A 23,663-nucleotide genomic window follows, 5' to 3' on the forward strand; every position below is an offset into this window, starting at 1 on the left:
GGTGAGCCCGAGATCCACCAGCGTTTCCAGCAGACCATCCCAGACGCCTTGCTCTGCCCACCGGCGAAAGCGCACATAGACCGAATTCCATTTCCCGTAGCGCTCGTGCATGTCGCGCCAGGGGCAGCCAACGCGCAGCACATGTAGCATACCATTCAGATAACGGCGGTTATCCTGAGCTGGACGGGACTTTCGGCCCCGCTCTGACGGAAGCAACGCTTCGATCAATTCCCATTCCGCGTCTGTCAAATCGCCACGTGCCAAGGCTGCCTCCTAAAAGACAGTCTTGAATCACAGTTCAGCTGATTTGGGAACCCACTTTGTCAACAGGCCCTAGCCGGCATCCCTACTGAGACCACATACCAGAATCAGGGCACCCGCACGGCTAGCCTGCGTTTCGGGAATATCGGTGGATCCAGCGGTTCTGTCATTCCCCGCTTTCATGAAGCGATAAAGCTGGGCGTTCCGATCCCACTCACCGATCCAAACATGACACACTTTGTAATGACGCCGCGACAGGCGTCAGATCTTGTTCTCAGCAGTGCAATCCTTGCCCAAGGCGGTGAAATCCTCATTGCCAAGATGCCATCCTTGCGCATTCGAGATCTTGCGGTTGAGATGGTTCGAATGCTGGCGACCCATTATGGTTGGGATCCTGTCAACTACCCGATTGAGGTGAAGGGCATAAGAGCTGGCGAGAAGTTGAAAGAAGAACTGACAAGTGAGGCCGAAAACCATCGTCTGATGAGCAACGGCAGGTTTCTGTGCGTTCTCCCGGAAGCTCCAGAACGGCAAAAACACCTAAGAGCTCGCTACCAGAACGAGGGTTTTAAAACCATAGCGAGGATCTACAGCTCGGAGTCGGAGCCACCCATGACGCCGCAGCAGATCCGCGAGTTCCTCCTACAGCAAGATGTTTTGCCGGAGAGCGTTCAACAAGCTTGTACCCAGACCAGAGTTGACACCGAAACTCACGCGGCACGGCAAACGGAGGTTGCTCTATGAAAATCCTGATAGCCGGAGGAGATGGATACCTTGGGTGGCCCACGGCCATGCATTTATCAGCCTTGGGTCATGACACTCTCGTTGTTGATAATTTTTTGCGTCGGCAACTATGTCATGCAGAGGATTGCCCCTCGCTCTTTCCCATAGTCTCTCTTCACGATCGCGTTCGCCATTGGAAGCAGAAAACCGGAATAACCATTGGCACCGCAATTGGCGATCTGACCAATTGGGGATTTGTCGAGAAGGTCTTTGATGACTTCAAACCTGATGCCGTGATCCACTATGCAGAGCAGCCTTCCGCCCCCTACTCCATGAAATCGCGTGAAGCCGGTCATTTGACGCTGCACAACAACATTACAACTACATTCAATCTTGTTCAGGCAATTCACCTGTTCATGCCTGACTGTCATCTCATCAAACTCGGCACGATGGGTGAATATGGGACGCCGAACATCGATATAGAAGAAGGATGGCTGGACATCACCCACAACGGGCGTACAGGGCGCTTTTTGTATCCACGCCAGGCAGGCAGCCTGTACCACACCACCAAGGTAATGGACACGGATCTGCTGTGGTTCTATGTGCGGGTTTGGGGCCTGCGCGTGACTGATCTCATGCAGGGGCCCGTTTACGGGATTGAAACAGCTGAAAACGAGGGCTGCCCCGATCTGTATTCTGCTTTCAACTATGACGAAATCTTTGGAACCGTTTTGAATCGGTTCATGGTTCAAGCTGTCTGCGGCCATCCGTTAACCGTCTATGGCAAAGGCGGGCAGACGCGAGGTTATCTAAGTATCAAGGATACCCTGCAGTGTGTCCGCCTCGCGCTCGAAACACCCGCAGCGCCGGGAGACATGCGCATTTTCAACCAGTTTGTCGAAACATTTTCCGTAAATGAGCTGGCAGAAAAGGTCGCAGAGTCTGGCCGCCGACTAGGACTTGACGTTGAGGTACAGCGTTTTCCAAATCCCCGAAAAGAGCTGGAAGACCACTACTACAATCCAAGGCACTCTGCATTGACTGATTTGGGTTTGAAGCCGCACTTGCTTACCGAGTCTCGTATGGATGCCATGTTGTCGCTTGTTCTGCAATACCGCCATGCGGTTCACCAACCATGCATAGTGCGGGGAGTTGCGTGGGCATAAAATGATGAGAAATGCAGTGGCGCGGTGGTGGTCAAGGCAAGGCGACCATTATCGTGCTTTGGAGATCTGCCGACAGAAAGATCCGCAGGTCTTGTTGGGTGCGGGCATGTTTCTGTCAATTCTGGATCAAACCCAGAAACAAACATCGTGTCACGCCATTGCCAAGGCAAAACTCGGTGATTGGCAGAGTGCGCTAGCACTCGCCTCCCGTCTCAAACCGGATCGCCATACGCCCCAGATGTACGGAGTTTTGGCACCCGCCGTTCCAGAGGAAGTTTTGTCTATGCTTCCGCAAACCGATCACCTGGCACCTGTAAAGGCCTATTGTGAAAGCCATCTGGGCCGTCGATCGAACCACCATACCGCGGGCCTCCCGCATTTGCATCGGCTGTATGCGGCGCTCAAGTGCGGAAACCTGTCCTCCGCAAAAAAAATATTCGCGGAGGCCTATGCTCAACAAGGTTTGGAACCGGTCTCCCGCGGCATTACCGAAGAGGGTATCGACCTGCATGAACTTTACGTCCCACAGACAGCCGCCCAAACAAGGCATGGACCTTTAATCTCAGTGGTAATGACCGCCTACAACGAAGAACGATGGATCCAGGCTGCGGTTCGCTCGTTGCTGCGCCAAACCTGGCAAAATCTAGAAATCATCATAATTGATGACGGAAGTACCGACCGAACGAGCTCCATCATTCAAAACATCGCCCAACGAGATGATCGTGTACGCTGTGTAACCCTGCCGAAAAATATAGGATTGTGGGCCGCAAAGAACGTCGGGATCGCCTTGGCTGACGGTGAGTTCGTCACGATGCATGATGCAGATGACTGGTCGCATCCCAGAAAGCTTGCGGATCAGGTGGCTCCCTTGTTGCGAGATACAAACCTGCAGGCAACCTCCTCCCACTATATGAGGATTGATGAAGAGACCGGGCATCCCTTCACACGGGATGCTCGCAATTTCCTGCGTTGGAACCCCTCTTCATTTCTGGTTCGCCGATCAGCGCTTCAACGCATCGGCAATTTTTATCGCCATCTACTGGGAGCCGACTGCGAGTTCATTGCGCGACTGGAACTCTTCTATGGCCCAAGAGCTCACAAACGTTTGAAGCCGGCCTTGTACTCCATAGGCCTAAATCGTTCGACCTCGCTCTCCAATCTCTTTCGGCAGTCCGAAGGAAATCAAGGTGCACTAAAACGATGTCAAGACTGGGAGAATTGGCGAAATCTACACCTTGGTGAACGCCAACAACCGGGTACGATCGGTTTTGGTGCCACGCCAACCTTTAGAACAATCTGATGAAACACATGAGGCATACGCGCAATGAGATGGGTCATTACCGGGGGATGTGGTTTTGTCGGCGCAGCATTGGTCAACCACCTGTGGCAGCAGCATAGATCATCCATACGGGTGGTGGATCGACTGTCGGCTGGCAAGGCTGATGCACTCCACCCTGTACCCCACAAAATCTTGAAGACGCTGCCCACCGCCAATACCTGGTCAGAGAACCAAGTTGATGTCTTTGCATTCGACATTAGTGATGCGGCTGCCGCCCAGTTCGTTTCTCAAGAAGCAGATATCATTGTTCATCTGGCCGCCAACACGGGCGTCCAACCGTCCATTGCCGATCCCATGATGGATTGCCAAAGCAATGTACTGGGAACATTGGCTTATCTTGAAGCCGCCCGTGCAAGTAACCCAAAACGTTTCGTTTTTGCCTCCTCTGGCGCTCCTGTGGGAGCGGCTCCGGCGCCCGTACATGAAGGTGTGATACCACGCCCCTTGTCGCCTTATGGCGCCAGCAAACTCGCAGGTGAAGGGTATTGCTCGGCGTATCATCACAGTTATGGCCTAGATACTGTGTCTCTTCGGTTTTCGAATCTCTATGGACCGGGTTCCAAGCACAAGACCAGCGTCATCGCCAAATTTTGCGATGCAATTTTACAAGGTGAGACAATTGCAATTAACGGTACTGGCACACAAACTCGCGATTTTCTTTATGTCGACGATGCCGTGGGAGCAATCATGCGCGCAGCGTTCACCAACGGGATCGGAGGCGAGTTGTACCAGTTGGGCAATGGGCGCCCCACATCCATTCTTGAGATTTTGCATTTACTGGAGCAACAGGCGAAGCGCCAAGGGCTATCGATGCCTCCTGTCCGCCACAGCTCCCCATTGTCTGGCGAGGTGCAAGACACCTACGCGCTTACCCGCAAAGTACAGCAGCACCTGAATTGGAAACCAGAAGTCGATCTGGAAACTGGCTTGGAGCGTACTTTACAGTCCTTTCTCCCCCAAGCGGCCCCATAACAATTTTTAACTCAACTTCTTCGGATGGTGCGAAGTTGCTTCAAGGGGCTAGGTTGCAAATCGGTATCAATGGTTTTTACGCAATGTACCGTCTCGGCTTAACTGGGGTAGCATTTCATGAGTATTATCCGGCGTCTGTTGAATGCCGTATTCGGGGTTCTAGGTTATCGATTGGTTCGGATTTCTCAAATTGAACAGGAGATCGACGACCTGGAGTTTTATCGCGAAATCTACAAAATCCGCTTGCGCGATGATATTCGCGAGTTCGACCGCCTGTCGCAAACGTTGTTTCAGGATCCAACCCCTGCATCTCCACCTTCACCGCAGAAGGCGGAGACATGAGGATTCTATTGAGCGTTCCGTCGCTGTCTCGGGGCAAGGGAGGCGCGGAAAAAACAGCCAGCGACCTTGCCAACGCTTGGGATGAAACAGGACACAAGGTAGGTGTCATTTTCAACGCAAAAGGAGGAGCCCATCCCGCTTACCCCCTGAACGAAGGTATCACCCGCCTTCCCAGTCGTTATAACAGCCAGCAACCAAATGTTCTTGCCGCTGAAGAACGACGTGTCCGGGCATTTCGCCCCGACATTGTGATTATCTTCTATGCTGACATCAGCATTTTATGGCAATTGCCGTTCTTCAAACGGCTCGAATGCCCTATTGCCGTACAGGAATGCACAAGTCCCATCAGGGGGGTTCGAAACCTCATCAAGGGAATGGAAAGACTTGGAGCCGACTACGATTTCAAGGCAGCATTCCTACTACGGCAAGCAATATTTGCATCCGTTAGTGGCATCAGGTTGGTATTACCGAGCTATCTGAAGAGCGTCGCCCCGGCCCTGCGTTACAAGACTGCCGCCTTTTATAACTGTCAGGGGGCTCCGGAACGGCCCTCACCAGCCGAACCCAAGAAAGGAAAACGCATCGTTTGCGTGGGCGGATTGAAAGACTTCAACAAAAATGGTGTTGTCGCGGCCCGCGCCTTTGCCAGCCTTGCTGCCATCTATCCAGGTTGGGAGCTTCACTTTTATGGGGTCAACAGATTTGCCAATGAAATTGAACGCCTCAATCGCCTGCCAAGTGTTCAAGGAAGGATCGTTCAGCGCGGACTGGTTGATGAGATGGAACCGGAATACAGAGCGGCGGAATTCTCTGTTTTGTGCTCGTTTGAAGAAGGAAATCCCAACACGGTCAATGAATCCATGTTGGCGGGCATACCGACAATCGGGTTTGAAGATTGTGAAGGTTATAGGGGATTGGTGACGGATCAGGTAGATGGGCTTATCATAAGCCGTGAGCCGGAAGTCAAAAGCCTTGCTGACGCGATGGCCATGCTCATGGACAATCCCACTTTACGCAGTCGTTTGGCTCATGGCGCCTACCAGACAATGCTCGAAAGGCAAGACAAAAAGAAATACCTGAGAAACTGGAACCGCATTCTGGCCAACGCAGATCTACAAAGCGGTGATGAAAAACAGGCTCAGCCTCTCGCTCATGCACTTACCCCCCTTTTAAACGATGCCATCGCGGCATTTCGCAGATAGGCAATGCGCGTGGAGGTATGGGTCACAAGATCTCGTCATCGAGCTCTAAAATGACGTAGGGCGCTATGCAGAGATACAATGCCCTGAAATCGCGCTGCACTCAGATTACAGCATGAAGGATGTGGGAAAGATCATGGAAGCACACTATCTAGCTGACCACCAGCGCTTGGGTGATGTTGTCATACCAAGAATAGACGGCGAACAGAATTAACCTGTTTTTGAAAAACATTCTGGAAAACAGGTCCGGAAACAGCTCATTACGCCATCTCGACAAGATTCTAAATAATTGATTTATATAAATAAAGTCTGGCGACCCCTGCAGGATTCGAACCTGCGACCGTCGGCTTAGAAGGCCGGTGCTCTATCCAGCTGAGCTAAGGGGCCATTTGCCAGAACCTTGGACCGGTACGTCAGAGTACCGGTTCGGCGTTAGATACGGCAGCTGCGATCAGATCTCAATGCCGAATTTCAATGAGTCCACGGCATAGCGCGATCGTGACGGAAATTATCCGAATAAGATGCCGGACGCACCTTCCTTGGCTGCTTTTCAATGACGCGATAAGGGATCTTGTTGCGTTGAGCATATGCGATCGCCTCTTCCTTGGTGCGGAAGGTCATGCGTACCTGCTGCTTCATGTCAGAGGACGTCGTGTAGCCCATCAACGGCTCAATGGTCTTGGCCGCTTCCGGATCAAAGTCCAGAACCCAATTCTCCGTCTTGGCTTTACCAGACTGCATTGCTGTTTTGGATGGTCGGTAAATACGAGCAACCATAGATTCGCCCTACCTCGACTGTTACGGGAATTGAAGAACACTAACTGCTAAAAGGTTTTTCAGAAAAACCTCAGATTTGTCAATGCGAGATACGTGATACCACCCGCATTTATCGCTTTAAAATCAACAGGCACATTCCGCACTCTTAACAACACTTTCTCGATGAAGCCACGCTTTGAGATATGTCAGGCATAATCTAACCAATTAGTTTGCTTCTTCCGCGAAGGAAAAAGAGAGGCAGCCAAAAGCGCAATATTTGCGCACCTGCGCGACATTAGAGATTTTTTCCCGTGTTTTCCCTGAAAAACAACGGAAACGACTTCAAGTGAGCAGAATTTGATATTGCGCCACCTAAGTTGGTCGGATTATGGAGCGGTCATAAAACTTTCATAAAACTGTTGGGCTTTCAGCCATGTCTCGTTATCCAAGCGCCTGTTTCGCTCCATTAGGTCCGATCAGCATTCGACCCATGAGACAAGCTTGTTGAACCCCTCCTCCACCCATTCCCATTTTCTTCGCCATGAGCCTGCTCACCAATGACGAACTCTGCATTAAAACCCACCCTCGACAAGGATCTGGAGAAGGTTTCCCAGCTTCAGGGCGCCACCAAAAATCTTAGCCGAACCTTCGTTGCACCCGGGCTGAGTTTTCTCTTTCTTCTGGTTGCCATGGGCATAGCCAGTATCTACTTCTCTGGCACATTGGGCACAGGTGTCGTTATAGCCTCAGCCGGTGTCGGTGCTTATCTCGCCTTGAACATCGGTGCGAATGATGTAGCTAACAATGTTGGTCCCGCCGTTGGCTCTCAGGCCCTATCCATCACCGGCGCATTGTTGATTGCAGCAATCTTTGAGAGTGCGGGTGCCTTGATTGCCGGCGGTGATGTGGTCGGCACGATTTCCAAAGGCATCATCGACCCGGCAACCGTCTCCAATAGCGGCGTTTTCGTACGCGTCATGTTGGGCGCGCTGATCTCATCCGCTCTTTGGGTCAATCTAGCGACCTGGATCGGTGCTCCAGTCTCCACAACCCACGCCGTGGTCGGCGGTGTTATGGGAGCCGGTATTGCGGCAGCGGGATACACGTCTGTCAACTGGGCCACCATGGGCAGCATCGCCGCGAGTTGGGTTATCTCACCGGTTCTCGGCGGCTTGATTGCAGCTGCTTTTCTGTTTTTCATCAAAACCTTTATCATCTACCAGAAAGACAAGATCGCCGCTGCCCGACGCTGGGTACCAGTGCTTATTGCCATCATGACCGGTGCGTTTACAGCGTACTTGTCTGTCAAGGGTCTCAAGAAAGTTGTTTCCATCAGCCTGTTTCAGGCAAGTGTCCTTGGCATTGTGGCGTTTGTGACAACCTGGCTCCTGGTCAGACCGCTTATTCGGCACCAGTCCGAGGGGTTGGAGAACCGAAATCAGTCGCTACGCAAACTGTTCCGGATTCCGCTCATTTGCTCTGCGGCCCTGCTTTCTTTCGCCCATGGAGCCAATGATGTGGCCAACGCAATTGGCCCCCTTGCGGCCATTGTACATACCATCAGTGCTGGTGAAGTTGCTGCCAAGGTATCCATACCATTGTGGGTAATGACCATTGGCGCCTTCGGAATTTCATTCGGGTTGTTGCTGTTTGGCCCCAAACTCATTCGCATGGTGGGACAGCAAATCACAAAACTGAATCCAATGCGCGCCTATTGTGTAGCGCTGTCGGCGGCCATCACCGTTATCGTCGCTTCCGGGCTCGGGTTGCCGGTAAGCTCAACTCATATTGCGGTTGGTGCAGTCTTTGGAGTTGGTTTTTTCAGAGAATGGTACACGCAGTCATCCAAACGCCGGATGCGGTATGTACAGCTGGAGACCGGTCGCACGACATATAGCCGCCGGGCAGAAACACACCGCCGCCCAAAGCTGGTACGGCGCTCTCATTTCATGACAATCGTCGCGGCATGGGTCATCACCGTACCCGCAGCAGCTGGCCTCTCAGCGTTGATTTTTGCAGGTTTGACAGCGCTCTCCACTGGCCAATAGGCCAAAACGCATAAAACGCGCGAATGCAATGAGAAAGCCTGCCCCTTGGGTAGGCTTTTTTGCATAACAAGCTTAACATCCAGATCTTTACTGAATGTGTTACCAAACTAATTTTGAGGGGAAGATTTTTTGGTCGGGGCAGCAAGATTCGAACTTGCGACCCTCTGGTCCCAAACCAGATGCGCTACCAGGCTGCGCTATGCCCCGACGTTGTAGAGTTTTAAGAAATGGTCGGGGCAGCAAGATTCGAACTTGCGACCCTCTGGTCCCAAACCAGATGCGCTACCAGGCTGCGCTATGCCCCGATTGCAAAGACTTTGAGGAAGTGGTCGGGGCAGCAAGATTCGAACTTGCGACCCTCTGGTCCCAAACCAGATGCGCTACCAGGCTGCGCTATGCCCCGTGTAACTTCCAAAGGTGCTCTGCACCGTTTCTTGAGGGGCCTTATATTCAGATGACACTGGGATGGCAATACCAAAAATGGATTTTATCCAAAACGCTAGTGGACCAATCAACACAGCTTCCGTGTTTTTGGCATGGGACTATTAAGTAATTGATACGGATATGGAAAAGGGAGCAGACAATGTCTGCTCCAAGGTGTTTCCAGAGATCCGCCAAACCGCTCGAAGATCCGACGAAACATAAAACATGAGTTTTACAATCATATTTATAAAATCAGGTGATGCGATCTGTCAACCGCACGCCAGACGAAAAAACCCGGCACTCTTTTCAAGTACCGGGTTCGGTTTGGGGCCGGATCAATCACTCTTCTAATTGCTAGAGGCAACAGATTGCGCCTTGTCGTGGCGCACCAGCCATTGATCAGCCCACTCTGCGGCGGTGCGCCGTTCCCCCTCAGAGGCAAGCGCAAACGCTTTTTCATGCAGTTTGACAATCCAGTCATCTTGCGGATGAGACGCTTGACGACGCGCTAGCGTCATCCATTGCAGACCGACAAGCTTTCCATGCTGCAGATTTGCGGAGTTGTACAACAGCTCACCGAATTTGGCCTGCGCACTTACATGCCCCTTCATTGCGGCGAGTTTCAGCCACCGAGCTGCTTGGCGTTTGGCATCTTCCTGAAGGTACAAATTTCCAAGGTTGTATTGGGCGTCGGCATCACCGAAATAGGAGGCAGCATAAGCGAACAACTGCCGTGCTTTGGCGACGTTTGGCTTGACCGGACTATCACCAATGCCGGTCACATAATAGGTGCCAAGCGCAACGATGGAGTCAGCGACCAACGCTGGCGACGGTGAATCCCTGCGATCCTCGGAATATGAACTCGCCACTTGAGAGTAATAACGAAATGCACGCAGATCGTCTTCCTTGACCCCGTCTCCAACGGAATACATCTGTCCGAGTTTCCACGCTGCCAATGGCTGGCCATGCTCAGCCGCATAATGCAGCGGATCCACAGCCCCAGCCTTGTCGCCGGCGAAATAGGCTCTCGCGCCGATCTTCAGCGCCTCCAATGGCGTGATCGAGCCTGTGTCCTTTTTAGAGTTATCCAGCTTCTCGATAGCTTTTAAAGGGTCTTCATTCGCATCGTTTGTGGCTTGAGCGGAACTTACACTGGTAGTGCCCAACGTCACCAAGACGGCAGCCAGAAGATTTTTTCCCCATTTGCTATCGGAGCGCATATGCACCTTGTTTTTTAAAAAACAACTCATGACCCGGTTTGGCCCACTTAATTTATGCGGGCAGAATGACTACCCACTACTCCCCGAAACCTAACCAATAAAAGTGTCATTTTTGGCACTAAAAGACATCCAAGCAAAGGCAATTATTGGCCTGAAACGCTGCTGTCCTTATTCTGCCCCCTCACAAAACGAGGTGAAAATAGAATAAGTTACACGCGTTGTGAAGCCGAAAAGACAGGTCAATTTTGGAGAAACTATGGAGCCAACAGGCCTTGAGCGTAATAGGTGCCGAGCTGTTGCCAATGCACCACACCTGACAGTGTGAACGCATACGTGTGATTGCGATCTTTTGCGGATACGCGCTGTTTGCGGGCTCATTGTTTCGGGAATAAGAGCTGAATAACTTGGGCACGCTACCCACAGGATTGTTAATCACCTTAGACAAAGCGCACTTTCTATCGCTATAAAGCGGGCACGCATTACTAAAAGGGGCCATATTTCGTCGGGTTAATGCAAGAGACATTAAAGCAGGCGCATGTTTGCGTTATTGCCCTTCACCCGGCACGGCTCGATACACACCTTTTAAAGGATGTGAAGGCAACACTTCAACGAGAACCCGGACCACCATGAGCTCTAAAGACGACCTTTTTGCCAATGCAGACCTACCAGCGCTGGAACCGACACCGGATCCCGCGGAGGCGCCCGCGCAAAAAGGTGCGGGCAAAGCGCGCAGCCGTGCGTCGAGTGCGGCGCAAAAGCCCTCAGTTGAAGATCAGGGCTATTCAGCGGCAGATATTGAGGTTCTTGAAGGACTGGAGCCAGTACGTCGCCGTCCGGGCATGTATATTGGCGGCACGGACGACAAGGCGATGCATCACCTTTTCGCAGAGGTGATTGACAACTCCATGGACGAAGCTGTTGCCGGCCATGCCAGCTGGATTGAGGTCCACTTGTCCAAGGACGGGACCTTGACGGTGATTGACAACGGGCGTGGTATCCCCGTTGACCCTCACCCCAAGTTTTCCGATCGCTCTGCACTTGAAGTCATCATGACAACCCTCCATGCCGGCGGCAAGTTTGACAGCAAAGTCTATGAAACTTCGGGCGGGCTGCACGGCGTCGGTGTTTCTGTTGTCAACGCGCTTTCCGAAGAGCTGGTTGTCGAGGTTGCTCGAAACCGCAAGCTGTATCGTCAGGTTTTCCGCCGCGGCCTGCCGGCAGGCAAACTGGAGCACGTGGGCGATGTTCACAATCGCCGCGGCACGTTGGTGCGCTTTAAACCGGATGAAGAAATCTTCGGGAAAAACTGCCGGTTTCGCCCTGAGCGCCTGATGAACATGGCGCGTTCTAAAGCCTATCTGTTTGGCGGCGTTGAAATACGCTGGAAATGCGACGCGGAACTGCTTGAAAGCAGCAAGGATGTCCCGTCGGAGGCAACCTTTCACTTTCCGAATGGTCTCAAGGATTTTCTCGAGGAAACACTCAAGGGCGAACGAAAAGTCACCGAAGAAGTGTTTTCCGGGCGCACGTCTGCAACCGGCAAACATGGCGCGGTCGAATGGGCAGTCGCCTGGTTTGCTGGAGACGGTTTCGTGAACTCCTACTGCAACACAGTGCCAACACCCGAGGGAGGCACTCACGAATCCGGATTGCGCTACGCACTCTTGCGCGGCCTGAAAGCCTACGGAGAACTGATCGGAAACAAGAAAGCCAGCGTCATTACCGGTGACGACGTCATGACGTCGTCTGGCGCGATGCTCTCTGTGTTTGTCCGGGAACCGGAATTCGTTGGTCAAACAAAAGACCGTCTGGCCACCAACGAAGCAACCAAAATCGTCGAAAATGCTGTACGCGACGCATTTGACCATTGGCTTACTGCCTCCCCCAATCAGGCAAACAAGCTTCTGGAGTGGGTGATCGATCGGGCCGAAGAGCGCTTGCGCCGACGCCAGGAACGCGACGTTGCTCGAAAGACAGCGGTACGTAAACTTCGCCTCCCAGGTAAGCTGGCGGATTGCTCTACCAGCCAAGCGGAAGGCACCGAACTGTTTATCGTGGAAGGTGACTCTGCGGGCGGGTCTGCCAAACAGGCACGAAATCGCTCCACTCAGGCCATCCTGCCGCTGAGAGGCAAGATACTCAACGTTGCCAACGCGGGACGGGACAAGTTGGCTGCCAACCAACAGATTGCCGACCTGATACAGGCGCTGGGATGCGGAACGCGTTCCAACTATCGCACGAATGATTTGCGTTATGAACGCATCATCATCATGACTGATGCTGATGTGGACGGGGCACACATCGCCTCGTTGTTGATCACCTTCTTCCATCGGGAGATTCCCGAAATCATCCGTGATGGACATCTGTATCTCGCGGTGCCACCACTCTACCGCATCAGTCAGGGCGGTAAGACCATGTACGCACGTGACGACAAGCACCGTGACGAGTTGCTCAGCAAGCACTTCAAAAAGAGTGGAAAAGTTGAAATCGGGCGATTCAAGGGTCTTGGTGAGATGCTGCCAGCCCAGTTGAAAGAAACAACAATGGACCCGGCCAAGAGAATGCTCCTTAAGGTCGTCATAACTGACGAGTTTGCAGATGAAACCCGGCAATCAGTAGAAAAATTGATGGGCAATAAACCAGAGGCCCGCTTCCAGTTCATTCAAGAGCGCGCCGAGTTTGCGACAAGCCTCGACATCTGACTGCGTGACGCATTTCCTGACTTAAGGTAAACAACATCTAGTGGTTGTTACATGAGATTCGGGTCAGGAAATGCTTCGCAGATTATATGGTCTTTATGATCGTTCACGCCGTCCTCTTCGAAATCGAAGTTATTTTGTTCTTCCGCATTTAGGGATGGCCTATGCCCGTATACCCGGAGTATGCGGATGTGCACGTGACCCGATCCTGCGGCGCCTCGCACGATTGGAGTATGACCATGACGGCACTGCGCCTGAACGCTACATGGACACTACCTGCCCCTATGCGGCGCTTGCCTGCGTGGAAGCCAGAGACCTGAAACGCACCTACTCCAATCTTATGGTGCTGGCCATTCTCAAAGACCCCATCCAACGTATCCTCACCTGCTACTACGAACATTTTTGCGGCGACGGAACACCCTCCCCCCGGCTGAATCACTACGGCCTCGGCCCGGACACCCCTTTGGAGCGGTTTGTTCGCCGGATCCGTCAGGTACCGGATTTTCGAGCAGACAACTACTTCCGCAGCCAGATCGACATACTGAGTTACAAGGGAGAGTTCCTACCCGATTTTGTGCTGGCAACTGACCAGCTGGAGGCCGGATTGCAAGGTCTGAGAGCGATTCTACTTCACCGCGCCGGGGTCGAGATTGGCCATTTCAGCTCTGGAGAGCTTCAGGATTACTTCTCCCTCCATTTTCAGAGGACCGACAATGTTGCAGAGGTTGAGTTTCATCTCGCAAATCGTTACAAGAGCGACTTAGAAATGTTTACTCGACACGCTACAGGGTCGGTTTAGCGCGGTTCCAACCCAGCGATTAATCCGATTTCCTATGGAAGTCGCATAGAGTGCATTCAACTGGTCCCGATGATCAGGAGAGTGTGCCTGTGGTGTGGCGAAAATCTAGACGAGTTCTGGTCCAATACAGGTGTTGGCACTCAGGCTATAAGTGGGCACCACAAAGATCGCACAAATATGTCATTTTCTTCACTAGGTCTCAGCGAGAAAGTTCTTTCCGCAGTTGAATCTGCTGGTTACACGGAACCTACCGAAATTCAGGCGCGCGCCATCCCGTTTGCGCTGCAGCGCCGGGATGTTCTGGGCATCGCTCAAACCGGCACCGGCAAAACAGCGTCCTTTACGCTTCCCATGATTACCATGCTGGAAAAAGGACGTGCACGCGCTCGCATGCCTCGCACCCTCATTCTCGAGCCGACGCGCGAACTTGCTGCGCAGGTAGAGGAAAACTTTCAGCGTTATGGCGTTAATCACAAGCTGAATGTTGCTCTTTTGATTGGCGGCGTTTCCTTTGCGGATCAGGATCGCAAGCTGGAAAAGGGAGCTGATGTTCTCATCGCCACTCCGGGACGACTCCTTGATCATTTCGAACGCGGCAAACTGCTGCTTCAAGGTGTCGAAATTCTGGTTATCGACGAAGCTGATCGCATGCTGGATATGGGTTTCATTCCCGATATCGAGCGGATTTGCAAGTTGATCCCGTTTACACGCCAGACCCTTTTCTTCTCGGCAACCATGCCAAACGAAATCCAGCGTCTGGTTGATACCTTCTTGCACAACCCGGAACGCGTCGAAATCGCCAAAGCCTCTTCCGCAGCTGATACCGTTACACAGAAGTTGGCGGCTTCGGGAGAAGAAGACTATGACAAGCGCGCTGTTTTACGCGACTTGATCGACAACGCAACTGATCTTCAAAACGCAATTGTGTTCTGTAATCGAAAGCGCGATGTCGCAACATTGTTCCGTTCACTGGACCGCCACGGCTATTCCGTAGGCGCCCTTCATGGTGACATGGATCAGTCTTCGCGCATGACCATGCTTGAAAACTTCAAGAACGGGAACATCAAGATTCTGGTCGCCAGTGATGTGGCTGCACGTGGTCTGGATATTCCGTCGGTGAGCCACGTGTTCAATTTTGATCTGCCGATGCATCCCGAAGACTATGTGCACCGAATTGGTCGCACGGGTCGCGCGGGTCGTGAAGGCGCCGCCTTTTCCATCGTTACCGGTCAGGACGAGAAGGCTCTGGACGCAGTTCAGAAAACGATTAGCCGCACCCTGGAATGGATTGGCGATCCCGTAGACTTTGAAGAAGCAAAGCAGGAACGCAAGAACCGTCGTAAAAATCGGAAGTCCGAAAAAGGCAAGGTAAGCAAAGAGACCAAAAAGCCACGTAAGGACTCACCTGCCAAAAACAAAAAAGACCCTGCTGTCGACGATTCTGCGGAAACAGTTCCAGCAATTCAGGACAGCGGAAACGTTACCCAATTCTCTTCAGGGTCTGCTCGCAAGGCGCCAAATCGGCGCAATTCCGGAAACAGCGATGGAATCACGTTCAAGGAAAGCGGACATATACCCGCGTTTCTTTTGCGAGAGACAAAAAGGCGCGCAGCCTCAGGATAAGTCTAAGTTCATCCTTAATTTTTAATTAGGTATATACTAATATTCGTAAATTCAAGGGTGATGGAAACAGGCAATTGTTGTTTCGGTGATTGCTGCCAATATGCGAGAAGCTTATGAGCACTGGGGACGATTTTCTTCGCACGATCGCTTATGGCGAGACGGCGCTGGATTTCATCAAAACCAATAGTCTACCGGCTTATCCGCGGAACTATGAGCTTTGGTACAGCTACGCCTCCGGCTTTAATCAGTCCCTGAACCGGGCGATTAACAAGATCATTGAGAAGAACGGTGGCATCTCGGCCGACGAAACCCAGAAGATTTACAACCGTTTCCTGTCTCCCAACCGGCTTGGAGAACGCATTGACGAGGTCGGAGAGCAGATTTCGGCCGAAGTCAAAGCGCTTCTGAGTTCGATTGATCTAGGCAAGTCCGCTAGTGATCAGTTTGGCGGCGAGCTTCACCAGGCCCTTGAAGTCTTGAAGAATGTTGAGACTCGCGACGAACTTGAAGCGCTCGTCATACGCCTTATTCGTGCAACCACTCAGACGGCGGAAGTCAATCAGGATCTGAAGAATCAACTCATAGGTGCCCGTAAGCAGATCGGTACCTTGCGAGACAGTTTGGAGGCAATTCGATATGAGAGCCTCACAGATGAACTGACGACGCTCAACAATCGCAAGCATTTTGATCAATCACTCGAAAAACAATTGCAAGAAGCCGCTTCCACCGGCCGTCCCCTTGCCCTTTTGCTCACCGACATCGACCACTTCAAGCAGTTCAACGACAATTACGGACACCAAACCGGTGATCAGGTCTTGAGGCTTGTTGCACTCTCCGTAAAGCAGAACATCAACAATCACGATATTGCCTGTCGTTATGGAGGGGAAGAGTTTGGTATCATCATGCCGCACTCAACTCTGCCGAAGGCAAAGGAAGTGGCGGAACGGATTCGACGAACCGTGACGTCCAAAGAATTGGTAAAACGCTCCACCGGTGAGAATCTGGGGCGTATTACGATCTCGATCGGCGTAGCGGTTTCCCACCCGGACGATACAATCCACTCGATCGTATCGCGTGCTGATGAGGCGCTTTATACCGCAAAAAACGCAGGTCGTAATCTCGTGCGTGCCGAGACCGATATCAATCGCTCCTCTGCAACCAACAATGTGGCGTGATCACACCTGATAAGTCGGCCGGACGTTAAACTCTGTCCATTTTGCAAAGTATTTGCGTGATGATTGTGAGGGTTGCTTAGAAACATCCATAGCTTTCTCAGCCCATTCCGCCAGTGTCCCCTCGTCCAATTGAACGAATATTGGTACCGAATAGTACGGTAGCGCGAAATACGTTCCGAAACAGCTGTGAATGTAAGGTGTCTGGCCCTGCTTGAGGTAGTGTGCGACATTCGTTGCACCGGTTCGGAAGTAAAGCTTATTATCACTGATTAATCCGAACATCACGGCACTGTGAAAAATGCCGGTACCGCCAAACATTTTTCTTGTACGAACGCCACTCAGGGATTGCAGAGACTTCAAAGCCCGACCACTTAAACTATCCGTCATCATGAAGCGTCACCCTTTCTACGTAAAAATGATGACGCAGTGCGACCGATTATCGCAATTAGCCAGAGGGCTGATTATCACTAAAGTGGCCGGGTATCCACAGTGTTCGTCAACTAGGTCAGCGTTTCAGACCCATTTGCCAAAAATCTGTTTCCAAGCGTGTTGCCTGATCGAAAATCGTTGTCAGTTGGCGAAAGCGCCCTTCACCGATGCCGTCAGGAGCGAGGTCATCCAGTTCGGCTATCGCATGATGACGGAGCTCCTGATAATCCGGGCCAGAATATTCGCGTATCCATTCAGCATACGGGTTGCGCTCATCCAACGCGCCAGGAATGGCCGCGAGGCGTTCGCCAATCTCGCCATATCCAATAACACAGGGAGCCAAGGCTACCTTGAGATCCAGAAGGTCGCCGCGATGGCCCGTTTCCAAAACGTAACTGGTATATGCCAGTGTTTCTGTCCGCTGCGGTGTCTTTTCCAAATCTTCCGCGGATAGACCCCATCGCTCACAAATGCGAACGTGAAGGTCCATTTCCATCTCGATCAACCCCTTGAGACCAACGAGATTGCTCCGCATCTGGCCAAGAGTTTGACTCTTATAAATTGCAAGCGCGTACGCCCTGCTGAAATCAATCAGAAACAGGTAGTCCTGCAGAAGATAGCGGCGGAACGCATCATGAGGCAAAGTGCCTGCGGCCATTTTTTCAACGAACTCATGATGCGTGTAGTCGCGCCAACTGCCTGCAGCGGCGTCTTTCAATCGATCAAACAATTTCATTTCAATTACCGGTCAGACTGGCTTCACTCGAAGGACGCAACTCCACGGATTCTCCGCATCCGCATGCGGAAACCTCATTGGGGTTCTTGAAAGTAAACCCGGATCTGAACGTGGTTGTTTCATACCCCATCTCGGTACCAAGCAGGTACAAAACCGCAGATGGATCGACAAAAACCTTTACACCCTTGTCCTCGACAAGGTCATCACCCGGCTTGTGTTCATAGGCAAGGCTCATGTCATATTCCATGCCGGCACAACCGCCCTTTTTAACGCCGATGCGCAACCCCAAAGGGGTTCCATCCGCATTTTCCACCAGCTCGCGAACATGGTCGGCGGCGTCATCAGTCAGTTTCAAAACCTGAAATGTCGCTGCATTCATCATATCAGTGCTCTTCCTTGCCTTTTGGCACGTATTGCCACATGCCTAGAAGAAATTCAGTGCGACCCGTGCTTCATCGGACATCCGACTCGGATCCCATGGGGGATCAAACACCATCGATACATCTACAAAGCTGACACCCGGCACCGAGGCCACAGCATTTTCGACCCATATCGGCATTTCACCCGCGACAGGACAGCCCGGCGCGGTCAGTGTCATGTCGATTTTCACGGAACGGTCGTCCTCGATGTCGACCTTGTAGATCAATCCCAGTTCGTAGATATCTACCGGGATCTCGGGGTCGTAGACCGTCTTCAAAGCCGCGACGATGTCTGTGGCCAAACGCTCCAACTCGTCTGCCGGAATGGCAGATTCCTGAGTGATCTCGGTTTGCTTCAGCGGCTCATCTGAGAATTCGCTCATCGCTGGCTGTTCACTCATCGCTCGTCCTATCCAAATAACCTGACTGCCTTCTGCAGGGCATCAACCAGAACATCAACCTCTTCGGTGGTGTTATACAGGCCAAAGCTCGCGCGGCAGGTGCTTGTTACACCATATCGTGCCAACAAGGGCTGTGCGCAATGGGTTCCGGCCCGCACAGCAACCCCCTCCCGATCAATTACCATTGAAATGTCATGGGCATGCACCCCCTCAATTTCAAAGGAGAAGATTGCCCCTTTTTCTTTTGCGTTACCGAATATCCGCAGTAAGTTGATCTCGGTAAGGCGTTTTTGGGCGTATTCTTTGAGCTCGTGTTCATGCGCGGCAATCGCTTCACGGCCCAAACCTTCCACATAGTCGATGGCTGCTCCCAGACCAATCGCCTGAACAATTGGCGGTGTTCCTGCCTCAAAGCGATGTGGAGGATCCGCATAAGTCACACGATCCTCAAACACGTCCTTGATCATCTCACCACCACCATTGAATGGTTGGAGCCGGTCAAGGGCTTCCGCGGTACCATACAAGGCACCGATACCGCTTGGTCCATAGAGCTTGTGGCCTGTAAAGACGTAATAGTCGCAGCCAATATCCTGAACATCCACCGGCATATGTACTGCGGCTTGGGAACCATCCAGAAGCACCTTGATCCCACGCTCGCGTGCCATGGCGCATATGGCCTTAACAGGTACAACAGTCCCCGTCACATTGGACATGTGAGTGATCGCAATCACTTTGGTTCGATCCGTGACCAGATCTGAGACAGCCTGAACTTCCAGAACGCCATCCTCATCAACGGGCGCCCACTTGATCACGGCACCTTTGCGTTCACGCAGAAAATGCCAAGGCACGATGTTGGAATGATGCTCCATGATGGAAAGGATGATTTCGTCACCCTCACCAATTTCATCGGCCAGACCATAGGCAACCGTGTTGATGGCCTCCGTAGAAGAGCGTGTAAAAACGATCTCTTCAGCACTTGACGCGTTCAAAAAGGCACGCACTTTCTCACGGGCTGCTTCAAAGTTGTCCGTCGCCGTATTGGACAAGTAGTGAAGCCCACGATGTACGTTTGCGTATTCATGGCCATAGGCCCTTGTGATCGCGTCAATGACGGCCCGCGGCTTTTGAGCCGAAGCTCCATTGTCCAGATAAACCAAAGGCTTACCATGAACTTCTCGGGACAGGATTGGGAAGTCCTTGCGGACTTCCCAAACATTGTACCCGGTTTTTGTAGACTGGCTTAAAGGCAAGCTCATTCTGCATATTCCTCGGCGCCGAGTAGCGCTCTAACCTTGCTTTCCAGCAGAGCAATAACCCGGTCATTTTCTGTTTCTTCAACGGCCTCGGCCAAGAAGGCAAGAATCAACATCTTGCGTGCATCAGCCTCGGGAATGCCGCGGGCCCGCAGGTAAAACAGCAGGTCCTCATCGATATCGCCCGTCGTGGAGCCGTGGGCACACTGCACATCATCTGCAAAGATTTCCAGCTCCGGCTTGGCATTCACCTCTGCTTCTTCAGAGAGTAACAGGGACTGGACCATCATCTGACCGTCCGTCTTCTGCGCGTCCGGCCGCACGACGATCTTACCTTGAAATACGCAACGCGCCTTCTCGTCGATCACTGATTTGTAGAGCTCGCGGCTCTCACAATTGGGTACAGCATGATCAACAAACAACGTCACATCCGAATGCTGTTTTGAACCAAGGATCGATATGCCGCGGCACCCAAGCTTGGCCTCCTCACCCAAGAACTCGACAAACATCTGCGTGCGTGACAGATCCCCACCTGCGTTCAATGTGAAATGATGTACATCGGCCTCAGCGCCCACCTTGATGCTCACGCTATCCAGATGTTGTGCGGCTTTCGCCTCATCCTGAAGCTTGATTATGTTGACCCGCGCTTTATCGCCAACCGAGATCTCAGAGGCGGCATTGGTCTGATATGCTGCATCCGAGGCAGCACCTTCAAACCGCTCGATCACAAGTACCGAGGCTTGTGCCCCAATTTCGATCCGGTTGCGGCTGTAGCTCGCTGTTTCCGGTTGGGTTACAAGATGCACAATCTCGATTGCTTCGGTCAGTTCCGTTCCGGGCGCCACAGTCACAACGACACCACCCTGACAAAACGCCGTATTCAGATCGATCACAGCATCCTTGGACGGGAACAAACTGTCCTTCACTTCCACTTCACGTGGAGAAGAGACGGTTACGCCCTCAGGCATCGCAGAGGAACCAAGATCCGCTCTGTACTGTCCATCGACGATGAACAGACGCAGCACTGGGCCGTCATCGACCGGAGCCGGCAATACCTCTGGTGTTCTACCACCTTCGGCGGGTGCATAGGCTTCTCGCATCTTGGCACGCAGATCCGTGTAGTGCCACTCTTCGACACGCCGGTGTGGTAAACCTGCGGACCGAAAGTCCGCAAAAGCCTTTTCCCGTGTCTCGGCAGCCAGTCCACCCTGATCCTTGGCAAGTTTGGAAAACTGCTCAATCAGGCTGGCCTCGGCCTGGGTTTCTTTCACCCGTGCTTCAGCATTCATTGCTCACCTCACCCAATCAAGCTGCTTCTTCATCGATAAAATCAGCGTATCCGTTTTCTTCCAGCTCAAGCGCCAGTTCTTTGCCACCGGATTTCACGATTTTGCCACGCGAGAGCACGTGAACATGGTCCGGTACGATGTGGTTCAACAAACGCTGATAGTGCGTAATCACAATCATCGCACGATTGGGATCACGAAGTTTGTTGACGCCTTCGGAAACGATGCGCAGCGCATCAATATCCAGCCCGGAGTCGGTCTCATCCAGAATGCAAAGGGATGGTTCCAATAGCGCCATCTGAAGAATTTCCGCGCGCTTCTTCTCACCACCCGAGAACCCGACATTCAAAGGCCGGCGCAGCATTTCCGGGCTCACGTTCAGGTCTTTGGCTTTTTCCTTGACCAGCTTCATGAATTCTGGCGTTGGCAGATCTTCCTGACCGCGTGCGCGGCGCTGCGCATTAAGAGCGGTCTTGAGGAAGGTCATGGTCGCCACGCCCGGGATCTCAATGGGGTACTGGAACGCGAGGAACATACCGGCGGCTGCACGTTCATCCGCACCCAAATCCAGCATATCCTTGCCGTTGTAGGTAATGGAGCCCTCTGTGATCTCGTAGTCTTCCTTGCCTGCCAGAACGTAGGACAAGGTGGACTTGCCGGATCCGTTCGGCCCCATTATCGCGTGGATCTCGCCTGGCTTGACGGTCAGATCAATGCCGCGAAGAATATCATTGCCTTCAACATGGGCGTGCAGGTTCTTGATTTCCAACATAGTTTCGGTCTCGTTTCTTACTAGTTCCTGACTTGATCGCGGGGCGGCAAGGCCTTAACCCACACTACCTTCAAGGCTAATTCCAATCAGTTTCTGTGCTTCAACAGCAAACTCCATAGGCAGTTGCTGGATCACGTCACGCACAAATCCGTTAACGATCAGGGCGACAGCTTCTTCTTCGTCCAACCCTCGAGCCTGACAATAAAACATCTGATCATCAGAGATCTTAGAGGTCGTGGCTTCATGTTCGAATACCGCCGTGGCGTTCTTGCTTTCGATATAGGGGACGGTATGGGCACCACACTTGTCACCGATCAACAACGAGTCACACTGGGTGAAGTTGCGCGCGTTGGTGGCTTTGCGATGTGCGGATACCTGACCACGATAGGTGTTTTCGGAAACACCAGCGGAGATCCCCTTGGAAATGATCCGGCTTGACGTGTTCTTGCCCAAGTGGATCATCTTGGTGCCGCTATCAATCTGCTGATGGCCATTGGAAATGGCGATCGAGTAGAACTCGCCCACCGAGTTGTCACCTCGCAAGATGCAGCTTGGATACTTCCATGTAATCGCCGATCCCGTTTCAACCTGTGTCCAGGCGATCTTCGAGTTCTTGCCGCGGCAATCACCGCGCTTTGTCACGAAGTTGTAAATACCGCCCTTGCCTTCGGAATCGCCCGGGTACCAGTTCTGAACAGTGGAGTACTTGATTTCCGCATCATCCAACGCCACCAGTTCCACAACAGCTGCGTGAAGCTGGTTTTCATCGCGTTGCGGGGCGGTACACCCTTCCAGATAGGAAACATAGGCGCCCTTATCGGCAATAATCAGTGTGCGTTCGAACTGTCCGGTATTCTGTTCATTGATCCGGAAATAGGTGGACAGCTCCATTGGACAACGCACACCTTCAGGTACGTACACGAACGAACCGTCAGAAAACACAGCAGAATTCAGCGTTGCATAGTAGTTGTCGCTGATCGGTACCACCGAACCAAGGTACTTCTTCACCAAGTCGGGGTAGTCCCGAATGGCTTCCGAAATCGGACAGAAGATCACACCAGCCTTGGCCAGTTCTTCCTTGAAGGTCGTTGCAACAGAAACACTGTCAAACACCGCATCAACTGCGACGCGGTTTTCTGGCGCAACCCCTGCCAATATTTCCTGCTCGGCAAGCGGGATACCTAGCTTCTTGTAGGTCTCCAGAATTTCGGGATCAACTTCATCAAGGCTCTTGAGCCCTTCCTTTTTCTTCGGGGCTGCATAGTAGTGCAATTCCTGAAAGTCGATCTTTGGGTAACTCACACGAGCCCAGCTCGGCTCGATCATGGTTTGCCAGCGTTTGAAGGCGTCCAGCCGCCATTGGAACATCCATTCAGGCTCACCCTTTTTCTCCGAGATGAACCGAATAATGTCCTCGTTCAGGCCCTTGGGAGCCAGCTCGGATTCGATATCCGTCACGAAGCCATATTTGTACTGATCGACATCAATGGCCTTGACCTGATCAATGGTTTCTTGGACTGCCGCCATTTTTCACTCCGTATGCGGTTTTCCGCTTTCAGAACGCTTTCGCATTCTCTTGTCTTCGACTGTTCACCAGTTAGATGGGGGCACCGGCCACTCAC

At 52.3% G+C, this 23,663-nt stretch carries 22 protein-coding genes and 4 tRNA genes; 11 read left to right on the forward strand and 15 right to left on the reverse strand.

Going from position 1 to position 23,663, the window contains the following annotated elements:
- Positions 1 to 264, reverse strand: a 264-nt coding sequence (locus G512_RS0116840) for a transposase (protein WP_028483020.1), incomplete at its 3' end; no start/stop codon positions are given.
- Between the two features lie 78 nt (positions 265 to 342).
- Between G512_RS0116840 and G512_RS21560 the strand changes: the two genes are divergently transcribed.
- The 6 genes from G512_RS21560 (at position 343) to G512_RS0116870 (ending at position 6,005) form a co-directional block, all read left to right on the forward strand.
- Positions 343 to 1,005, forward strand: a complete 663-nt coding sequence (locus G512_RS21560) for a polysaccharide biosynthesis protein (RefSeq protein ID WP_081657536.1) — start codon at positions 343 to 345, stop codon at positions 1,003 to 1,005.
- Positions 1,002 to 2,150 carry an NAD-dependent epimerase/dehydratase family protein gene (locus G512_RS0116850; RefSeq protein WP_028482730.1) on the forward strand — a complete coding sequence of 383 codons (1,149 nt, stop codon included), beginning with the start codon at positions 1,002 to 1,004 and terminating at the stop codon, positions 2,148 to 2,150. Before G512_RS21560 ends, G512_RS0116850 begins: the two co-directional genes overlap by 4 nt.
- 1 nt (position 2,151) lies before the next feature.
- Positions 2,152 to 3,450: a glycosyltransferase family 2 protein gene (locus tag G512_RS22260; RefSeq protein ID WP_081657537.1), complete on the forward strand. Its 1,299-nt coding sequence runs from the start codon at positions 2,152 to 2,154 to the stop codon at positions 3,448 to 3,450.
- Positions 3,451 to 3,474: 24 nt separating this feature from the next.
- The gene (locus G512_RS0116860; RefSeq protein ID WP_028482731.1) at positions 3,475 to 4,461 is read left to right on the forward strand and encodes an NAD-dependent epimerase/dehydratase family protein; all 987 of its coding nucleotides are present in this window, start codon (positions 3,475 to 3,477) and stop codon (positions 4,459 to 4,461) included.
- A gap of 117 nt (positions 4,462 to 4,578) precedes the next feature.
- Positions 4,579 to 4,803, forward strand: coding sequence for a hypothetical protein (locus G512_RS0116865; RefSeq protein ID WP_028482732.1), 225 nt, complete (start codon positions 4,579 to 4,581; stop codon positions 4,801 to 4,803).
- Positions 4,800 to 6,005 carry a glycosyltransferase gene (locus G512_RS0116870; RefSeq protein ID WP_028482733.1) on the forward strand — a complete coding sequence of 402 codons (1,206 nt, stop codon included), beginning with the start codon at positions 4,800 to 4,802 and terminating at the stop codon, positions 6,003 to 6,005. Before G512_RS0116865 ends, G512_RS0116870 begins: the two co-directional genes overlap by 4 nt.
- Before the next feature lie 307 nt (positions 6,006 to 6,312).
- Here the strand turns inward: G512_RS0116870 and G512_RS0116875 are convergent.
- Together G512_RS0116875 and G512_RS0116880 are read right to left on the reverse strand one after the other, a co-directional pair.
- Positions 6,313 to 6,389 (reverse strand) — tRNA-Arg (locus G512_RS0116875).
- 84 nt (positions 6,390 to 6,473) lie between these two features.
- Positions 6,474 to 6,779 (reverse strand): ETC complex I subunit, encoded by a 306-nt coding sequence (locus G512_RS0116880; RefSeq protein ID WP_028482734.1) that lies wholly within the window; start codon positions 6,777 to 6,779, stop codon positions 6,474 to 6,476.
- Positions 6,780 to 7,315: 536 nt separating this feature from the next.
- On the opposite strand from G512_RS0116880, the gene G512_RS0116885 reads away from it, so the two are divergent.
- The gene (locus G512_RS0116885) at positions 7,316 to 8,806 is read left to right on the forward strand and encodes an inorganic phosphate transporter (protein ID WP_028482735.1); all 1,491 of its coding nucleotides are present in this window, start codon (positions 7,316 to 7,318) and stop codon (positions 8,804 to 8,806) included.
- A gap of 130 nt (positions 8,807 to 8,936) precedes the next feature.
- Here the strand turns inward: G512_RS0116885 and G512_RS0116890 are convergent.
- The 4 genes from G512_RS0116890 to G512_RS0116905 form a co-directional block, all read right to left on the reverse strand.
- Positions 8,937 to 9,013, reverse strand: a tRNA-Pro gene (locus G512_RS0116890).
- A gap of 21 nt (positions 9,014 to 9,034) precedes the next feature.
- A tRNA-Pro gene (locus tag G512_RS0116895) sits at positions 9,035 to 9,111 on the reverse strand.
- A 21-nt stretch (positions 9,112 to 9,132) separates the two neighbouring features.
- Positions 9,133 to 9,209 (reverse strand) — tRNA-Pro (locus tag G512_RS0116900).
- Positions 9,210 to 9,576: 367 nt separating this feature from the next.
- Complete coding sequence (locus tag G512_RS0116905; RefSeq protein ID WP_081657538.1) at positions 9,577 to 10,449, reverse strand: tetratricopeptide repeat protein; 873 nt, start codon at positions 10,447 to 10,449, stop codon at positions 9,577 to 9,579.
- 626 nt (positions 10,450 to 11,075) lie between these two features.
- Here G512_RS0116905 and parE point away from each other — a divergent pair.
- The 4 genes from parE to G512_RS0116925 all read left to right on the forward strand — a co-directional run bounded on the left by parE (position 11,076) and on the right by G512_RS0116925 (position 16,745).
- On the forward strand, positions 11,076 to 13,151 hold the full coding sequence (parE, locus tag G512_RS0116910) for a DNA topoisomerase IV subunit B (protein ID WP_028482737.1): 2,076 nt from the start codon (positions 11,076 to 11,078) through the stop codon (positions 13,149 to 13,151).
- 154 nt (positions 13,152 to 13,305) lie between these two features.
- Positions 13,306 to 13,947, forward strand: a complete 642-nt coding sequence (locus tag G512_RS0116915) for an SANT/Myb-like DNA-binding domain-containing protein (protein ID WP_028482738.1) — start codon at positions 13,306 to 13,308, stop codon at positions 13,945 to 13,947.
- A gap of 177 nt (positions 13,948 to 14,124) precedes the next feature.
- The gene (locus G512_RS0116920; RefSeq protein WP_028482739.1) at positions 14,125 to 15,570 is read left to right on the forward strand and encodes a DEAD/DEAH box helicase; all 1,446 of its coding nucleotides are present in this window, start codon (positions 14,125 to 14,127) and stop codon (positions 15,568 to 15,570) included.
- A gap of 113 nt (positions 15,571 to 15,683) precedes the next feature.
- Entirely contained in the window at positions 15,684 to 16,745 is a 1,062-nt protein-coding gene (locus G512_RS0116925) for a GGDEF domain-containing protein (RefSeq protein ID WP_028482740.1), read from the forward strand.
- On the opposite strand, the gene G512_RS21570 is transcribed toward G512_RS0116925, so the two are convergent.
- From G512_RS21570 to sufB, 8 genes are all read right to left on the reverse strand, one after another.
- Complete coding sequence (locus G512_RS21570; RefSeq protein WP_073833303.1) at positions 16,746 to 17,135, reverse strand: TfoX/Sxy family protein; 390 nt, start codon at positions 17,133 to 17,135, stop codon at positions 16,746 to 16,748.
- A 115-nt stretch (positions 17,136 to 17,250) separates the two neighbouring features.
- Complete coding sequence (tenA, locus tag G512_RS0116935) at positions 17,251 to 17,910, reverse strand: thiaminase II (protein WP_028482741.1); 660 nt, start codon at positions 17,908 to 17,910, stop codon at positions 17,251 to 17,253.
- Between the two features lies 1 nt (position 17,911).
- Positions 17,912 to 18,292, reverse strand: coding sequence for a Fe-S cluster assembly scaffold SufA (gene sufA / locus G512_RS0116940; RefSeq protein WP_028482742.1), 381 nt, complete (start codon positions 18,290 to 18,292; stop codon positions 17,912 to 17,914).
- A gap of 42 nt (positions 18,293 to 18,334) precedes the next feature.
- Complete coding sequence (locus G512_RS0116945; RefSeq protein WP_169568632.1) at positions 18,335 to 18,712, reverse strand: SUF system Fe-S cluster assembly protein; 378 nt, start codon at positions 18,710 to 18,712, stop codon at positions 18,335 to 18,337.
- A 26-nt stretch (positions 18,713 to 18,738) separates the two neighbouring features.
- Positions 18,739 to 19,986: a cysteine desulfurase gene (locus G512_RS0116950; RefSeq protein ID WP_036490041.1), complete on the reverse strand. Its 1,248-nt coding sequence runs from the start codon at positions 19,984 to 19,986 to the stop codon at positions 18,739 to 18,741.
- Entirely contained in the window at positions 19,983 to 21,272 is a 1,290-nt protein-coding gene (gene sufD, locus G512_RS0116955) for a Fe-S cluster assembly protein SufD (protein WP_028482745.1), read from the reverse strand. Before sufD ends, G512_RS0116950 begins: the two co-directional genes overlap by 4 nt.
- Positions 21,273 to 21,288: 16 nt before the next feature.
- Positions 21,289 to 22,041 (reverse strand): Fe-S cluster assembly ATPase SufC, encoded by a 753-nt coding sequence (sufC, locus tag G512_RS0116960; RefSeq protein WP_028482746.1) that lies wholly within the window; start codon positions 22,039 to 22,041, stop codon positions 21,289 to 21,291.
- Between the two features lie 54 nt (positions 22,042 to 22,095).
- On the reverse strand, positions 22,096 to 23,568 hold the full coding sequence (gene sufB / locus G512_RS0116965; RefSeq protein ID WP_028482747.1) for a Fe-S cluster assembly protein SufB: 1,473 nt from the start codon (positions 23,566 to 23,568) through the stop codon (positions 22,096 to 22,098).
- Positions 23,569 to 23,663: the final 95 nt, after the last annotated feature.

It is taken from the genome of Pseudovibrio exalbescens DSM 16456 (genome assembly GCF_000422785.1).
Taxonomy (GTDB): domain Bacteria; phylum Pseudomonadota; class Alphaproteobacteria; order Rhizobiales; family Stappiaceae; genus Pseudovibrio; species Pseudovibrio exalbescens.

What these genes read in the sequence shown, in the direction of transcription:
- parE (WP_028482737.1), top strand. Translation starts at nt 11,076, where the DNA reads ATGAGCTCTAAAGACGACCTTTTTGCCAATGCAGACCTACCAGCGCTG.
- G512_RS0116925 (WP_028482740.1), top strand. Translation starts at nt 15,684, where the DNA reads ATGAGCACTGGGGACGATTTTCTTCGCACGATCGCTTATGGCGAGACG.
- G512_RS0116920 (WP_028482739.1), top strand. Translation starts at nt 14,125, where the DNA reads ATGTCATTTTCTTCACTAGGTCTCAGCGAGAAAGTTCTTTCCGCAGTT.
- G512_RS22260 (WP_081657537.1), top strand. Translation starts at nt 2,152, where the DNA reads ATGATGAGAAATGCAGTGGCGCGGTGGTGGTCAAGGCAAGGCGACCAT.
- G512_RS0116860 (WP_028482731.1), top strand. Translation starts at nt 3,475, where the DNA reads ATGAGATGGGTCATTACCGGGGGATGTGGTTTTGTCGGCGCAGCATTG.
- G512_RS21570 (WP_073833303.1), bottom strand. Translation starts at nt 17,135, where the DNA reads ATGATGACGGATAGTTTAAGTGGTCGGGCTTTGAAGTCTCTGCAATCC.
- G512_RS0116850 (WP_028482730.1), top strand. Translation starts at nt 1,002, where the DNA reads ATGAAAATCCTGATAGCCGGAGGAGATGGATACCTTGGGTGGCCCACG.
- G512_RS0116885 (WP_028482735.1), top strand. Translation starts at nt 7,316, where the DNA reads ATGACGAACTCTGCATTAAAACCCACCCTCGACAAGGATCTGGAGAAG.
- sufB (WP_028482747.1), bottom strand. Translation starts at nt 23,568, where the DNA reads ATGGCGGCAGTCCAAGAAACCATTGATCAGGTCAAGGCCATTGATGTC.
- G512_RS0116880 (WP_028482734.1), bottom strand. Translation starts at nt 6,779, where the DNA reads ATGGTTGCTCGTATTTACCGACCATCCAAAACAGCAATGCAGTCTGGT.
- sufD (WP_028482745.1), bottom strand. Translation starts at nt 21,272, where the DNA reads ATGAATGCTGAAGCACGGGTGAAAGAAACCCAGGCCGAGGCCAGCCTG.
- sufC (WP_028482746.1), bottom strand. Translation starts at nt 22,041, where the DNA reads ATGTTGGAAATCAAGAACCTGCACGCCCATGTTGAAGGCAATGATATT.
- G512_RS0116915 (WP_028482738.1), top strand. Translation starts at nt 13,306, where the DNA reads ATGGCCTATGCCCGTATACCCGGAGTATGCGGATGTGCACGTGACCCG.
- G512_RS0116950 (WP_036490041.1), bottom strand. Translation starts at nt 19,986, where the DNA reads ATGAGCTTGCCTTTAAGCCAGTCTACAAAAACCGGGTACAATGTTTGG.
- sufA (WP_028482742.1), bottom strand. Translation starts at nt 18,292, where the DNA reads ATGATGAATGCAGCGACATTTCAGGTTTTGAAACTGACTGATGACGCC.
- tenA (WP_028482741.1), bottom strand. Translation starts at nt 17,910, where the DNA reads ATGAAATTGTTTGATCGATTGAAAGACGCCGCTGCAGGCAGTTGGCGC.
- G512_RS0116905 (WP_081657538.1), bottom strand. Translation starts at nt 10,449, where the DNA reads ATGCGCTCCGATAGCAAATGGGGAAAAAATCTTCTGGCTGCCGTCTTG.
- G512_RS0116870 (WP_028482733.1), top strand. Translation starts at nt 4,800, where the DNA reads ATGAGGATTCTATTGAGCGTTCCGTCGCTGTCTCGGGGCAAGGGAGGC.
- G512_RS0116865 (WP_028482732.1), top strand. Translation starts at nt 4,579, where the DNA reads ATGAGTATTATCCGGCGTCTGTTGAATGCCGTATTCGGGGTTCTAGGT.
- G512_RS0116945 (WP_169568632.1), bottom strand. Translation starts at nt 18,712, where the DNA reads ATGAGCGAATTCTCAGATGAGCCGCTGAAGCAAACCGAGATCACTCAG.